Origin of the sequence: Acidovorax sp. LjRoot66 (assembly GCF_964253305.1) — a bacterium.
Lineage (GTDB): Bacteria > Pseudomonadota > Gammaproteobacteria > Burkholderiales > Burkholderiaceae_C > Acidovorax.
In genome coordinates this window covers 5,852,430-5,866,311 of the sequence record NZ_CAXUQU020000001.1, presented here as the reverse complement: position 1 = coordinate 5,866,311, position 13,882 = coordinate 5,852,430, and the positions used below count along the sequence as shown (strand labels likewise).

Sequence of the window (13,882 nt, the reverse complement as noted above, 5' to 3'; positions counted from 1 at the left end):
GGATCGGCCCGGTCTTCAGCGCCGCGAGGAGACGACGATCCCGCCGACGATCAGCGCGAAGGCCACGCCGTGGAACAGCTGCGGCGTGTCGCCCAGGAAGGCCGCCGACAGCAGGGCCGCGAACAGCGGCGTGAGGTTCACGAAGAAGCTGGCCATCGCCGGCCCGGCCCGCTGCACCCCCACGCCCCAGAAACGGTAGGCCAGCACGGCCGGCCCCACGGCGATGAAGGCCAGCGCGGCGATCAGGGGCCAGCCCCATTCGATGTGCGTGCGCCCGGTGGCCCACTCGAGCCCCGCGAACGAGCCCGACCAGGCCAGGCCGAAGACCATCTGCGCCATCAGGAAGGCCGCCCAGTCGCCGCGGATGGCGGCCGGCTCGCGCGTGCCCGAGAGCATCCAGCTGTAGAACGCCCAGGAGATGGTGGCCAGCACCATGAACAGGTCGCCCAGCACCAGGCGCAGGGCCAGCAACTGGCCCCACTCGCCACGGCTGAGCACCAGCAGCACCCCGCACATGGACAGAAAGGCCCCTGCCACCTGGCGGCGCGTGACTGGCGCGCCGAAGAACAGCGCGCCCACGGCCAGCATCCAGACCGGCATGCTCGACCCTACCAGGGTGGCGTTGATGGGGGTGGAAGTCTGCAGTGCCATGTACTGCAGCGCGTTGTACAAGCCCACGCCGAGCAGGCCCAGCAATGCATAGCGGCGCCAGTGCGGCCACAGCGGGCTGTCCCGGCGCAGCACGCCGTGCGCCAGGGGCAGCAGGATGAAAAAGGCCAGCACCCAGCGGATGAAGTTCAGGGTGAGGGGCGGAATGAGGTCGTGCACCAGCCGGCCGACCACGGCATTGCCGGCCCAGAGCAGTGGCGGTACCACCAACAGCGCTGCAGTGCCGGGCGAGAGTCTTTGCGTCATGCCGTGACTGTATCTGCCCGCGGCGGGCAAGACTTGCAGATTCATGGCAGGATGGCCGCCGTTTGTCCCACCCGTTACAGGAGACCGATCCCATGAGCCTCGCCGTCCAGATCCGCCAGCATGGCGGTCCCGAAGAACTCCACCTCGTCGATGTCACTGTGGGCGAGCCCGGCCCGGGCGAGATCCGCATCCGCCACCATGCCATCGGCCTGAACTTCATCGACGTGTACCACCGCACGGGCCTGTACCAGTTGGGCATGCCCGCCACCATCGGCATGGAGGCCGCTGGCATGGTCGAAGCCGTGGGTGAGGGCGTGACGCACCTGAAGGTGGGCGACCGCGCCGCCTATGCCAGCCAGCCGCCAGGCAGCTACTGCGAACTGCGCGTGCTGCCAGCCAAGTGCGTCTGCAAGCTGCCCGATGCCATCAGCTTCGAGACCGGCGCAGCCATGATGCTCAAGGGGCTCACGGCGCAGTACCTGCTCAAGAAGACGCTGCCGGTGCAGGGCCTGCAGGCCGGCGACCACGTACTCTTCCACGCCGCCGCTGGCGGTGTGGGCCTGATCGCCAGCCAGTGGGCCAAGGCCCTGGGCCTGCAGCTCATCGGCACCGCCGGCACCGATGCCAAGTGCCAGCTGGCGCTGGCCAATGGTGCGGCCCACGCCATCAACTACAACACCGAAGACTTTGCGGCGCGCGTCAAGGAGATCACCGGCGGCCAGGGCGTGAAGGTGGTGTACGACTCGGTGGGCAAGGACACCTGGGACAAGTCGCTCGAATGCCTGCGCCCCTTCGGCCTGATGGCCAGCTTCGGCAATGCCTCGGGCCCCGTGCCGCCGTTCGCACCGGGCTCGCTCGGTGCCAAGGGCTCGCTGTACGTCACGCGCCAGACCCTGTTCACCCACATCGCCACGCGCGAAAGCACGCAGGCCATGGCCGACGACCTGTTCGCCGTGGTGGCCAGCGGCCAGGTGAAGATCCACATCGACCAGCGCTACCCGCTGGCCGAGGTGCAGCAGGCACACCGCGACCTCGAAGGCCGCAAGACCACCGGCTGCACCATCCTCACGCTGTGAGCACGCCCGCGCAGACCTTTGCCGGTTGGCTGGCGGCGGCCCGGGTGGCCGCGCAGCAACCTCCGGCGCAGGCCCGGTTGCCGCTGCTCGTGGCAGGGCAGGTCGTGGGCTCGGTGGCCGAAGGCGTGCTGGACACGGTCGCCCCCGCGCTGGAGGGCGGCCATCGCCTGCACAGGGAGGCGGGCGGCTGGCACCTCGACGTACCAGCGGGCCAGGCCACCGCAGGCCTCAATGCCATCGCCGCCGCGCTGCGCGCCCGGAGCCTTTGCGGCCCGTGGCGCAATGAGCAGTTGGCCGTGCCCAACGCCCAGGGCGAGGTGATCGCCACCGTGGAGCGTGGTGCCGTGCGCGTGCTGGGCATCGCCACGCGGGCCGTGCACCTGGTGGGCCTGGCGCCCGACGGGCGCATGTGGGTGCAGCTGCGCTCGCGCACCAAGCCCAACAACCCGGGCATGTGGGACACGCTGATGGGGGGCATGGTCTCGGCCGCCGATACGCTGGACGAAGCCTTGGCCCGAGAGACCTGGGAAGAGGCGGGGCTGCATGTGTCGGACCTGGCACAAGTCGCCCACGGTGGCCATGTGCTCTTTGGCCGCCCCAGCCGCGAGGGCGGCGGCATCGGCTACATGGTCGAGCGCATCGACTGGTTCCGGGCCACGGTGCCCGAGGGCATGGATCCTGCCAACCAGGATGGCGAGGTGGAGCGCTTCGAGTTGCTGGACCTCGGCGAAGTACGGCAACGTGTGGCCCAGGGTGGCTTCACCCAGGAGGCCGGGCTGGTCATCGGCGGCTTCCTGGATTCCAGCGCCTGACGGCGATCGCCGCCGTGCCTCAGTCGGTCGTGGTCGCCGCGCGCAGCCGACTCGGTGCCAGCGCCCCGGCCGATTCCAGGATCGGGTAGGCCACCGAGCACAGCAGCGAGTTGATGCGCTTGAGCTCGCTGATCAGGTCGATGTGCAGCGAGCTGGTCTCGATGCTCTGCACCGTGTTGTCCGACAGGCGCACCAGGTGGGTGGCCGAGTAGGCACGCTCCAGGTCGCGAAAGCGCGCCTTCTCTTCCAGCAGCTTCTGCGCATCGCGCACGTTGCCGTTGAGGAAGACGCTCATTGCCAGGCGCAGGTTGTCCAGCAGGCGGGCGTGCAGCTCGTTGATCTCCTCCATCCCGGCCTCGGAGAAGTGGCGGCCCTTCTTGATCTTCTTGTCCTCGATGTCGATCAGCACGCGCTCGATGATGTCGCCGATCTGCTCCATGTTGATGGTGAAGCTGATGATGTCGGCCCAGCGCCGGCCTTCGCGTTCGTCCAGGGCCTCGCGCGAGATCTTGGTCAGGTAGTACTTGATGGCCGAGTACAGGCCGTCCACCTCGTCGTCGAGCTTGCGCAGGTCCTGCGCGAGCTTGAGGTCGTCGGTGCGGATCACGGTGTGCAGGCCGATCATCATGGACTCGACCACGTCGGCCTGGTGCAGGGCCTCGCGTGCCGCGCACGAGATGGCCAGCGATGGGGTGGCCAGCGCCGAAGGGTCCAGGTGCTTGGGGCGTGCCCCGGCGGCGGACGCCTGTGCGTCCGGCTGCGGCAACAGCCGCTGCACGGCGCGGGCGACGGTGCCGGTCAGGCCGATGCAGATGATGCCCACCACCACGTTGAAGGCCAGGTGGAACAGCACCACCAGCGTGGCCGTGTCGGGAACGTACGGCCGCACATGCTGCAGCCACAGGCCGGTGAGGGGCGTCATGATGGCCACGCCGATGATCTTGAAGAACAGGTTGCCCAGGGGCACCTGGCGCGTCTGCACATTCGCCTTCATGGTGGTCAGCACGGCCAGCAGGCCACTGCCCAGGTTGGCGCCGATCACCAGGCCCAGCGCCACGTCCACCGGAATGCCGCCGGAGCCGGCCAGGGTGGCGGTCAGCAGCACGGTGGCCAGGCTGGAGTAGGCCACCACGGCCAGCACGGCGCCCGTGAAGATCTCCAGCAGCAGGTCGCTGGTGAGCGCGCCCAGCAAGGTGCGCACCGTGGGCGACTGGGTCAGCACGGTGGTGGATTCGGTGATCAGGCGCAGCGCCAGCAGCATCAGGCCCAGGCCGATCAGCACCCGGCCCACGCGGCCTGCGGCGGTGTCCTTGCGGGTGATGAACAGCACCACCCCGACGAAGATGAACAGCGGCGACAGCCACGACAGGTCCATGGCGAAGACCACGGCCATCACGCTGGTGCCCACGTCGGCCCCGAGCATCACGGCCAGGGCGGCGGGCAGGGTGACCAGCCCCTGGCCGACGAAGGAGGACACGATGAGCGCGGTGGCCGTGCTCGACTGCACCAGCGCCGTGACCCCGATGCCCGACAGCACGGCGGTGATGCGTGTGCTGACGCTGTGGGCGATCAGCTGGCGCAGGTTGGCGCCGAACACGCGCAGAATGCCGGTGCGCACCAGGTGCGTGCCCCAGATCAGCAGCGCAACGGCGGCCAGGAGATTCAGGAGATGCTTCATGAGTAAACGCTAACTTTTCTTATTTTTGACCTGCACTGTGAAGCACGTGCCATGCCCGCTGCGGCTGCCTTGGGGGCAGGCTGGTGTGGCCCGGAAGCGGGCGCGGGAAAGGTTTGCGAGGCCGAAAGGCCGGCACTGCAGCAAAAACGGCAGACCGCAAACCAGGGAAGCGCCCGTTTTAGTCACAAAACTGTCACATTGCGGACGCTCTAGCATACTCCTGAATCCATAGCACAGGAACCATGTCCATGACACGGCAAGGTGTGTTGCTCCGGCCAGGCTGGAAAAAGGGTGCGGTGCCCCCGGTGCCGGGCGGCCTCAGTCAATCAGCTGCCCACCGTCGTGGAAGGGGTAGGGCCCTTCGTACAGCCCGCTGGCAACGGTATGGCTCACCAGGCGCCCTCCCTGGGGTAGCGCATGCAGGCCGAAGCCGGGGGGCTCCAGCGTCCAGGCCGAGGCCGCATCGGGCGCCAGGTCCAGGCAGACCTGGTGGGCCGGCGAGGGCACGGTCATGGCGATGGAGCCGCCAAAGCGCACCTGGATGCTGCGGTGCAGGTGGCCGCAGACGATGCGCTCCACGTTCGGGTGGCGCGCCACCAGGGCTTCGAGTTCTGCCGCACCGCTCAGCAGCCCGATGGCGTCCATGTGGCCGATCAGCGTCTGGAAAGGCGGGTGGTGCATGGCGATCACCACGGGGCGGTGGCGGTGCGCATCGAGCGCTTGGGCCAGCCAGGCCAGCCGCGCATCGCACAGGCTGCCCTCGCTGGCGCCGGGTACCACGGTGTCGAGCGCGATCAGGGTCAGGTCGCCGACCGGCACGCAGTACTGCACGAACCCGTCCGTGCCCAGGTAGCCGTGCTCCGCAAAGCTCTGGCGCAACTGGGCGCGTTCGTCGTGGTTGCCGGGCAGCAGGTAGGTCGGCATGGCACCCAGCGGTGCCAGCAGCGCGCGCAGGTGTTCGTATTCCGCAGCCCGGCCGAAGTCCGTCAGGTCGCCGGTGATCACCAGCGCGTCGGGCCGTTGTGGCAGGCGCAGGATGGCCTGTACCGCTTGTGTGAGGTAAGGCGCGGTGTTGATGCGGCCATAGGCCAGGCGCCCAGGCTCGCGGATGTGCAGGTCAGACAGTTGCAGCAGCAGGGTGTTCATGGAAGTGCGTGGCAGGGGTCAGGAAGCCCCGTGGCTGGGCATAAGGTGCTCGGGGCGGATGCGGATGGCCACCTGTTGGCCCTGGCGGGCCGGGTGGTCCCGGGGCACCTCGGCCTGCATCGGGGGCTGGCCGTTCAGCGCCAGGGTGAGCTGTACGCGCTCGCCCAGGAAGCTGCGGCGCGTGACCTCGGCGCGGCCCCAAGCTTCGTCTCCTGGGTGGTCCAACTGGACTTCGATGTCCTCGGGCCGCACCAGCAGCACCGTGTCGGCGGCGCAGGCCGCGGGGCAGGGCAGCTCGATCCCGCCCAGGGGCAGCACCTGGCGCTGGCGGGCCGCCTCGTCGCGTTGCAGCCGGTTCACGCGGCCCAGGAAGGCGGCCACGAAGGGGTGGGCCGGCGTACGGTACAGCGTTTCGCCGTCGCCCACCTGCACGATGCGGCCGGCCTGCATCACCGCCAGGCGGTCGGCAATGACCAGGGCCTCCTGCTGGTCGTGCGTGACGTGGATGGCCGTGATGTGCAGGCGGCGCAGCAGCTCGGCCAGCTCGTCGCGCAGCGACTCCTTGAGCTTGGCGTCCAGTGCGGTCAGCGGTTCGTCCAGCAGCAACACGCGCGGGCGCACGGCCACGGCGCGTGCCAGGGCCACGCGCTGGCGCTGGCCGCCCGAAAGCTCGGCGGGGCGCTTGTTCTCCAGCCCATTCAGGCGCACCAGGTCCACCAGTTCGCCCACCACGCGGCGCTCTTCGGCCGCATCGGTGCTGCGGATGCGCAGGCCGTAGCCGATGTTGGCAGCCACCGTCATCTGCGGGAACAGGGCGTAGTGCTGGAACACCATGCCGATGCCGCGCCGCTCGATGGGCAGCTGCGTCACGTCCGTGCCGCCAAAGGCGATGCGGCTGCCCGCGTCGGGCGACTCCAGTCCCGCGATCAGGCGCAGCAGCGTGGTCTTGCCGCAGCCCGAAGGGCCCAGCAGCGCCAGCACCTCGCCGGGCTCCACCGTGAGGTCGGTGGGCTGCAGGCCGCGCGTGCCGTCGGCATAGGTTTTCGCGCACTGGACCACGTCCACGCGCGTGCGTTCAAGTTCCATGGTGTTTCTCGATGAAGGTGCCGACGGCCTGCAGGCCCCACAGCACGGGCAGGATGACGATCAGGAAGACCAGGGTGTAGGCCGAGCCGATCTCGATGCGCATGGAGGCATAGCTGTCGGCCAGGCCCACGGGCAAGGTGCGCGTGAGCGGGGTGTGCAGCATCCAGGTCAGGTTGAACTCGCCCACCGAGAGCGTGAACACCATCAGGCTGCCCGCCACGATGGCCGGCAGCACGGCGGGCACCAGCACACCGAGGAAGCGCTGCGCGAAGCTGGCTCCCAGCGAGCGCGCGGCCTCTTCGAGCGAGCGCAGTTCGTCCTTCTGGAAGGCCGAGCCCACGGTACGCACCATGAAGGGCAGCGTGAACACCATGTGCCCGACCAGGATGAAGGCGAAGCTCTGGCGAAAGCCCGAGAGCGTGCCGTAGGCCAGTATCAGTGCCAGCGCGCTGGCCAGCCCGGGCACGGCTACGGGCAGGGTCAGCAGTTCCTCGAACAGCCGCGCCCAGCGCGAGCGGCTGCGCGCCAGCGCATAGGCGCAGGGCACACCGATGAGCAGGTTGCCCAGCACGCACAGCAGCGCCAGCAGCAATGATGCACCGACGGTGCCGCCATAGTTCTCCCACACCTCGGAGAGCCAACGAAGCGTGAGACCGCTTTTCAGGCCCGCGCTGTAGTTGTTCACCAGCCCGGCCATGACCGACAGGGCGATGGGCGCCAGCATGAACAGGGCCACCAGCGCTGTGAGCGCCACCAGGGACCAGGGGGCTTGTCGTGCGTTTCTCATGGTCGATGCTTCAGAAGCCCGGGGTGCCGGACGCACGGCGGGCGGCCCAGAGCACCAGCCAGGTGATCAGCCCCAGCGTGATCGACAGGCTGGCCGCCAGCGCGAAGTTGGCGTAGTTGGTGAACTCGTTGTAGATGGTGATGGGCAGCACCTCGAACTTGCTGGCCAGCGTGAAGGCCGTGCCGAAGGCGCCCATGGCGGTGGCGAAGACGACGGCGCCGCAGGCCAGCGTGGTGGCGGCCAGTTCGGGCAGCCACACGTCGCGCGCCACACGCCAGCGCGAGGCACCCAGCGACCGCGCGGCCTCTTCCAGCGCTGCGTCCATGGCGCCCGCCGCTGCGGTATAGGTGGCAATCGCACGCGGCAGCGAGAAATACAGGTAAGCCAGGAACAGGCCCGTGAGCCCGTAGGCGAAGGTGGTGCGGCCCATGCCCAGGTGGTCCGAGATGTCGGCCACCAGCCCCTGGCGTCCGCCCAGCAGGATCATGAAGAAGCCCACGATGACCCCGGGGAAGGACAGTGGCAGTGTGAGCAGCGACAGCAGCAGCTGCCGCCCGCGAAAGCGCTGGCGCGCCAGCGTGATGCCCACCAGGGCGCCCAGCACCAGCGTGGCCAGCGTCACGGCAAGCGACAGGCCCAGGGTCTGCAGCAGGCTCTGCAGGTAGCGGGCATTGGTCAGCACCGCGAAATAGCTGGCCCAGCCCTTGCCTGCCGGCAGCGCCAGCAGCAGGGCCACGGGCAGCAGCCAGAAGGCCGCGAAGAAGGCCACGGCCGGCGCGGCGCAGGCAAGCAGCAGCGTGCGCGAGGGAGCGAAGCCGTGGCGCATCAGGATCACTTCACTTCTGCGAGGTAGCGGTCCGAGAACGCCTTCTGCACTGCGGCCATGCGGCCATAGTCCACCGTCTTGGCGCGTGCGTATTCGCTAGCGGGCAGGAAGCGCGCCTGCACCTCCTTGGGCATGGCGCTGGCGCGCACCGGGCGCAGGTAGGCATTCCCCCACAGCGCCTGGCCTTCGTCGGAGAGCACGAAGTCCAGCACCTTCTTGCCTTCGGCGGCGTGGGGCGCGCCGGCCACCAGGCTCATCACGTAGGGCACGACCAAGGTTCCTTCGGCAGGGATCACGAACTGCACGTTGGCCTGGTCCTTGTACTTGGCGCGGTAGGCGTTGAAGTCGTAGTCCAGCAGGATCGCGATTTCACCCGAGAGCACGCGCGCATACGAGGTCTGCTTGGGCACGATGGGCTCGTTCTTCTGCAGCGCCTTGAAGTAGTCGATGCCGGGGCCGAAATTCTCCAGCGTGCCGCCGCGCGCCTGGTTGGCTGCTACCGCACCCACGTAGCCCACGAAGGCCGAGGCCGGGTCCAGGTAGCCGATGAGGCCCTTGTAGTCGGGTTTGAGCAGGTCGGCCCACGACTGCGGCACGGGCTTGCCCTTGAGTGCATCCACGTTGACCATGAAACCGAGCGTGCCCGAGTGGATGGTGAACCAGTGGCCGGCCGGGTCCTTGAGGCCATCGGGAATTTCCTTCCACGCTGCGGGCGGCTGGTAGGTGGTGACCAGGCCATCCTTTTGCGCCTGGATCGCGAAGGTCACGCCCAGGTAGGTCACGTCGGCCACGGGGCTGGCCTTCTCGGCCGTCATCTGCGCCAGCGACTGGCCGGAGTTCTTGTTGTCCGGCGGCACGGTGATGCCGGTCTTGGCCTTGATGGCCTTGATCTGGCTGCCCCAGTCGGCCCATTCGGGCGGGCAGTTGTAGCAGATGGCCGTTTGCGCCATGGCCGCGCCGCTGGCCGCCAGGCCGAGGGCGAGCGCCGCGGCGCGCATGAAGGGGGTGAGCGGGAATGTCATCGAGAACTCCTGTGATCAGAGGTGGCGGGAAACGTGGGTGAAAGGGGTCAGGCGTGCGCGCAGGATTCGCCGGTGCGAAAGTGGTGGGCCAGCGTGAGCCCGGCGTCCGGTGCCAGCGGCGTGCCGCTGGCCATGGCCTGCACCAGCAGCTGCACGCTGCAGCGGCCGATGTCGGCGTTGGGCTGGGCGACGGTGCTCAGCATGGGCGTGAGGTCTTCGCCCAGGGCGATGCCGTCGAAGCCCGCCACGCTCAGGTCGCGCGGCACGGCCAGCCCGGCCAGGTGGGCAGCGCGGATGCTGCGGATGGCCAGCAGGTCGTTGGAGCACACCAGGGCCGTGGGGCGGCCCGGCGCCTGCAGCAGGGCCGTGACGTCCTGCACGGCGGTCTCGACAAAGGGCACTTCGAGCACCGGCCCCTCGGGCAGGCCGGCGGCGGCCATGCCGCTGTGAAAGCCCCGGCTGCGCTGCTGCGCCCGGTCCGATGCGGCGAGCTGGCCGCTGACCATGGTGATGCGCCGGTGCCCGAGCGAGACCAGATGGGCCACCAGTTCGGCCACGGCCTGCTCGCCATCCACAGAGACGCAGGGATGGTCCGGGTGCCGGTTATAGGCCAGCACGTAGGGCAGCCCGGCTTCGGCCAGGCGCTGCAGCGCGCTCGAAGTGGCGGGGTTGGAGACCACGAGGACCATGCCGTCCACGTTGCCGGCCAAGAGCAAGTGCACGGCACGGTCTTCCTGGGCGATCTGGTAGTCGGTGGCAAACGGCAGGATGGCGTAGCCGGCCGAGACGGCCGCCTGGGCGAGGCCCTGCAGGCATTCGGCAAACACCGGGTTGAGCAGGGTGGGCAGCACCACGCCGATGACGCGGCTGCGCTGGGTGCGCAAGGTGCGCGCGCTGGCGTTGGGCAGGTAGCCCAAGGCCTGGGCGACCTGCTGCACATGCCCGCGCGTGGCCGGCGTCACCTTGTCCGGCAGGTTGAAGACCCGCGACACGGTGGCGACCGACACGCCCGCCTGGCGGGCCACGTCCTGGATGCTCATGGAACCTCGTTGCAATGTAAACGTTTACATTGGAGCGAAGCCGTGTGACGCCCTTGTGACCAAGGCCCATGAAAAACGGCCCTCGATGGGGCCGTTCAGAAATGAAGTCGCGAGAGGTTTACTTCGACTTCTTCATCCGCAGCAACTCGTCCAGCACCAGGCAGACCGCACCCACGGTGATGGCCGAATCGGCCAGGTTGAAGGCCGGGAAATGGTAGCCGCGTGCGTAAAAGTCCAGGAAGTCGACCACGTAGCCGTGCATCAGCCGGTCCACCACGTTGCCCACCGCGCCGCCCAGAATGCTGGACAGTGCAAAGCAGAACAGCTTCTGTCCGGGGTGCGCGCGCAGCTGCCAGACGATGAACACCGTGGCCGCCACACCGATGCCGGTGAACGCCCAGCGCTGCCAGCCGCCCGCGTCTGCCAGGAACGAGAAGGCCGCGCCGGTGTTGTGCGCGCGCACGATGTTGAAGAAGCTGGTGATGGGGGTCGCATCCCCCAGCCGGTAGGCATCCAGAATCAGCATCTTGGTGACCTGGTCGGCGATGAAGATCACCGTCGCCCAGGCCAGCCACGGCCACATTTTGCCCAAGGCAGATCCGGCGGGCGCCGTTGTGCTGCCCGACATCACGCGTGCACCCGGCTCTCGCCGGCGCCGTACAGGTTGCTCGTGCAGCGGCTGCAGATCGTCGGGTGGGCGGCATCCTGGCCCACGTCGGCGCGGTAGTGCCAGCAGCGGTCGCACTTGGCGTCGGCGCTGGGCTTGACGCTGATCTGCAGGGCATCGCCCGCCACCAGCTCGATGGCCGAGGTGATGAACACGAACTTGAGGTCATCGCCCAGGCTGGCGAGCAGGGCATGGTCCTCGGGGGCTGCCGTGAGCACCACGCTGGCCTGCAGCGACGAGCCCACCTGGCCGTCGGCGCGCAGCACCTCGATCTGCTTGTTCACCGCATCGCGGATCTCGCGCAGGCGCGCCCACTTGGCCAAGAGGCCTTCGTCGCCACCGGCGATGGAGCCGTAGGTTTCCACGAAAATGGAGTCGGACTTGCCGAACACCTTCCATGCCTCTTCGGCCGTGAACGACAGGAACGGTGCCATCCAGCGCAGCATGGCGTGCGTGATCTGGTACAGCGCGGTCTGCGCACTGCGGCGCGCCAGGCTCTTGGGCGCCGTGGTGTACAGGCGGTCCTTGAGCACGTCGAGGTAGAAGCCGCCCAGGTCTTCCGAACAGTACAGCTGCAGCTTGGCCACGACGGGGTGGAACTCGTAGACCTTGTAGTGCGCGAGCACGGTGGCCTGGAACTCGGCCGCGCGCGTCAGGGCGTAGCGGTCGATCTCCAGCATCTGGTCGAACGGCACGGTGTCGGTGGCGGGGTCGAAATCGCTCACGTTGGCCAAGAGGAAGCGCAGCGTGTTGCGGATGCGGCGGTAGGCGTCGACCACGCGCGCCAGGATCTTCTCGTCGCCCGCGATGTCGCCCGAGTAGTCGCTGGCGGCCACCCACAGGCGGATGATCTCGGCGCCCAGCTTTTTGTTGATCTCCTGCGGATCGATGCCGTTGCCCAGCGACTTGCTCATCTTGCGGCCCTGGCTGTCCACGGTGAAGCCGTGGGTCAGCAGGCCGCGGTAGGGCGCGCGGCCTTCGAGCGCGCTGGCCAGCAGCAGCGAGCTGTGGAACCAGCCGCGGTGCTGGTCATGGCCTTCCAGGTACAGGTCGGCCTCGGGGCCGGTGTCATGGTGCACGCCGGGGTGCGTGCCGCGCAGCACGTGGAAGAAGGTCGAGCCCGAGTCGAACCACACCTCCAGGATGTCGGTGCTCTTGGTGTAGCAGGCCGCGTCCTCGGCGCCCAGGATCTCTTCGGGCGTCACACGGCTCCAGGCTTCGATGCCGCCCTTCTCGACGATGTCGGCCGCCTGGTCCATGATTTCCATGGTGCGCGGATGCAGCTCGCCCGAATCCTTGTGCAGGAAGAACGGGATGGGCACGCCCCAGCTGCGCTGGCGCGAGATGCACCAGTCGGGCCGTCCGGCGATCATGTCGTGCAGGCGGGTCTTGCCGTTCTCGGGGTAGAAGCTCGTGTGCTCGATGGCATCCAGTGCCGTCTGGCGCAGGGTCTTCTCGGCCTTGTCCTTGGTGAACACGCCTTCGCCTTCGTCCATGCGGATGAACCATTGGGCTGCGGCGCGGTAGATCACCGGCGTCTTGTGGCGCCAGCAGTGCGGGTAGCTGTGCGTGATCTCCTTGGTGGCCATCAGGCGGCCGGCACCGCGCAGCGCCTCGATGACGACCGGCACGGCCTTCCAGATGTGCTGGCCGCCGAACAGCGGGAAGTCTGGCGCGTAGGTGCCGTTGCCTTGCACGGGGTTCAGGATGTCGTCGAGCGCCAGGCCGTGGGACACGCAGGAGTTGAAATCCTCCAGCCCGTAGGCGGGCGAGGAGTGCACGATACCGGTGCCGTCATCGGCCGTGGCGTAGTCGGCCAGGTACACAGGCGACAGGCGGCGGTAGCCGGCATCCACGTCATACAGCGGGTGCTCGAACTCCAGGCCGCCGAGCTTTTCGCCCAGGGCCGTGGCCAGCACCTGGCCGGTCAGGCCGTAGCGCACCATGCAGTCCTCCACCAGCGACTCTGCCAGCACCAGCAGGCCGCGCTCGGTGTCCACCAGCGCATAGGTCAGCGCGGGGTTCAGGTTCAGCGCCTGGTTGGCGGGGATGGTCCAGGCGGTGGTGGTCCAGATCACCACGAAGGCGTCCTTGGCCAGCGCCGGCAGGCCGAAGGCGGCGGCCAGCTTCGCGGGCTCGTGTGCCTTGAAGGCCACGTCCAGCGTGGTGCTCTTCTTGTCGGCGTATTCGATCTCGAACTCGGCCAGCGAGCTGCCGCAGTCGAAGCACCAGTACACGGGCTTGAGGCCGCGGTAGACGAAGCCGCGCTCCATCACGCGCTTGAAGGCCCGGATCTCTCCCGCCTCGTTGGCGAAGTTCATGGTCTTGTAGGGGTTGTCCCATTCGCCGAGTACACCCAGGCGCTGGAAGTCGCCCATCTGCTGCGCGATCTGCTCGGTGGCAAAGGCGCGGCTCTTGGCCTGCATGTCGTCGCGGCTCAGGTTGCGGCCGTGCTTCTTCTCGATGGCGTTCTCGATCGGCAGGCCATGGCAGTCCCAGCCGGGCACGTACAGCGCGTCGAAGCCTTCGAGCTGGCGCGCCTTGGTGATCATGTCCTTCAAGATCTTGTTGACCGCGTGGCCCATGTGGATCTGGCCGTTGGCATAGGGCGGGCCATCGTGCAGGATGAACTTGGGCGCGCCGCAGCGTGCGTCGCGCAGGCGCTTGTACAGGCCCTTGTCCTCCCACTCCTTGACCCAGCCCGGCTCGCGCTTGGGCAGGTCGCCGCGCATGGGAAAGGGGGTGTCGGGCAGGTTCAGGGTGCTGCGGTAATCCGGGGCGGTGGATTCGGTGGTACTGGCGTTGTCGGACATGGGGGAGCCTTAAA

General features: G+C 68.3%; 12 protein-coding genes. 2 read left to right on the top strand and 10 right to left on the bottom strand.

The window, feature by feature from the left end:
• Positions 1-15: 15 nt before the first annotated feature.
• Positions 16-915: a DMT family transporter gene (locus ACSQ3Y_RS27435; RefSeq protein WP_436179479.1), complete on the bottom strand. Its 900-nt coding sequence runs from the start codon at positions 913-915 to the stop codon at positions 16-18.
• 92 nt (positions 916-1,007) lie between these two features.
• Here ACSQ3Y_RS27435 and ACSQ3Y_RS27430 point away from each other — a divergent pair, with 92 nt between their 5' ends.
• Both ACSQ3Y_RS27430 and ACSQ3Y_RS27425 read left to right on the top strand, forming a co-directional pair.
• Positions 1,008-1,991, top strand: coding sequence for a quinone oxidoreductase family protein (locus ACSQ3Y_RS27430; RefSeq protein ID WP_436179478.1), 984 nt, complete (start codon positions 1,008-1,010; stop codon positions 1,989-1,991).
• Positions 1,988-2,803 (top strand): NUDIX hydrolase, encoded by an 816-nt coding sequence (locus tag ACSQ3Y_RS27425; RefSeq protein ID WP_436179477.1) that lies wholly within the window; start codon positions 1,988-1,990, stop codon positions 2,801-2,803. Before ACSQ3Y_RS27430 ends, ACSQ3Y_RS27425 begins: the two co-directional genes overlap by 4 nt.
• A 19-nt stretch (positions 2,804-2,822) precedes the next feature.
• On the opposite strand, the gene ACSQ3Y_RS27420 is transcribed toward ACSQ3Y_RS27425, so the two are convergent.
• The 9 genes from ACSQ3Y_RS27420 to ileS all read right to left on the bottom strand — a co-directional run bounded on the left by ACSQ3Y_RS27420 (position 2,823) and on the right by ileS (position 13,868).
• On the bottom strand, positions 2,823-4,481 hold the full coding sequence (locus ACSQ3Y_RS27420) for a Na/Pi cotransporter family protein (RefSeq protein ID WP_057201966.1): 1,659 nt from the start codon (positions 4,479-4,481) through the stop codon (positions 2,823-2,825).
• 318 nt (positions 4,482-4,799) lie between these two features.
• Positions 4,800-5,627, bottom strand: a complete 828-nt coding sequence (locus ACSQ3Y_RS27415; RefSeq protein WP_427999603.1) for a phosphodiesterase — start codon at positions 5,625-5,627, stop codon at positions 4,800-4,802.
• An 18-nt stretch (positions 5,628-5,645) separates the two neighbouring features.
• Entirely contained in the window at positions 5,646-6,713 is a 1,068-nt protein-coding gene (locus ACSQ3Y_RS27410; RefSeq protein ID WP_436179476.1) for an ABC transporter ATP-binding protein, read from the bottom strand.
• Positions 6,703-7,500, bottom strand: coding sequence for an ABC transporter permease (locus tag ACSQ3Y_RS27405; protein WP_436179475.1), 798 nt, complete (start codon positions 7,498-7,500; stop codon positions 6,703-6,705). Before ACSQ3Y_RS27405 ends, ACSQ3Y_RS27410 begins: the two co-directional genes overlap by 11 nt.
• Positions 7,501-7,510: 10 nt before the next feature.
• Positions 7,511-8,326, bottom strand: a complete 816-nt coding sequence (locus tag ACSQ3Y_RS27400; RefSeq protein ID WP_436179474.1) for an ABC transporter permease — start codon at positions 8,324-8,326, stop codon at positions 7,511-7,513.
• Positions 8,327-8,331: 5 nt separating this feature from the next.
• Positions 8,332-9,348 carry an ABC transporter substrate-binding protein gene (locus tag ACSQ3Y_RS27395; protein WP_436179473.1) on the bottom strand — a complete coding sequence of 339 codons (1,017 nt, stop codon included), beginning with the start codon at positions 9,346-9,348 and terminating at the stop codon, positions 8,332-8,334.
• Positions 9,349-9,395: 47 nt separating this feature from the next.
• Positions 9,396-10,388: a LacI family DNA-binding transcriptional regulator gene (locus ACSQ3Y_RS27390; protein WP_436179472.1), complete on the bottom strand. Its 993-nt coding sequence runs from the start codon at positions 10,386-10,388 to the stop codon at positions 9,396-9,398.
• 118 nt (positions 10,389-10,506) lie between these two features.
• On the bottom strand, positions 10,507-11,016 hold the full coding sequence (lspA, locus tag ACSQ3Y_RS27385) for a signal peptidase II (RefSeq protein ID WP_436179471.1): 510 nt from the start codon (positions 11,014-11,016) through the stop codon (positions 10,507-10,509).
• Positions 11,016-13,868 carry an isoleucine--tRNA ligase gene (gene ileS, locus ACSQ3Y_RS27380; RefSeq protein ID WP_436179470.1) on the bottom strand — a complete coding sequence of 951 codons (2,853 nt, stop codon included), beginning with the start codon at positions 13,866-13,868 and terminating at the stop codon, positions 11,016-11,018. The genes lspA and ileS overlap by 1 nt, the downstream gene beginning before the upstream one ends.
• Positions 13,869-13,882 lie beyond the last annotated feature (14 nt).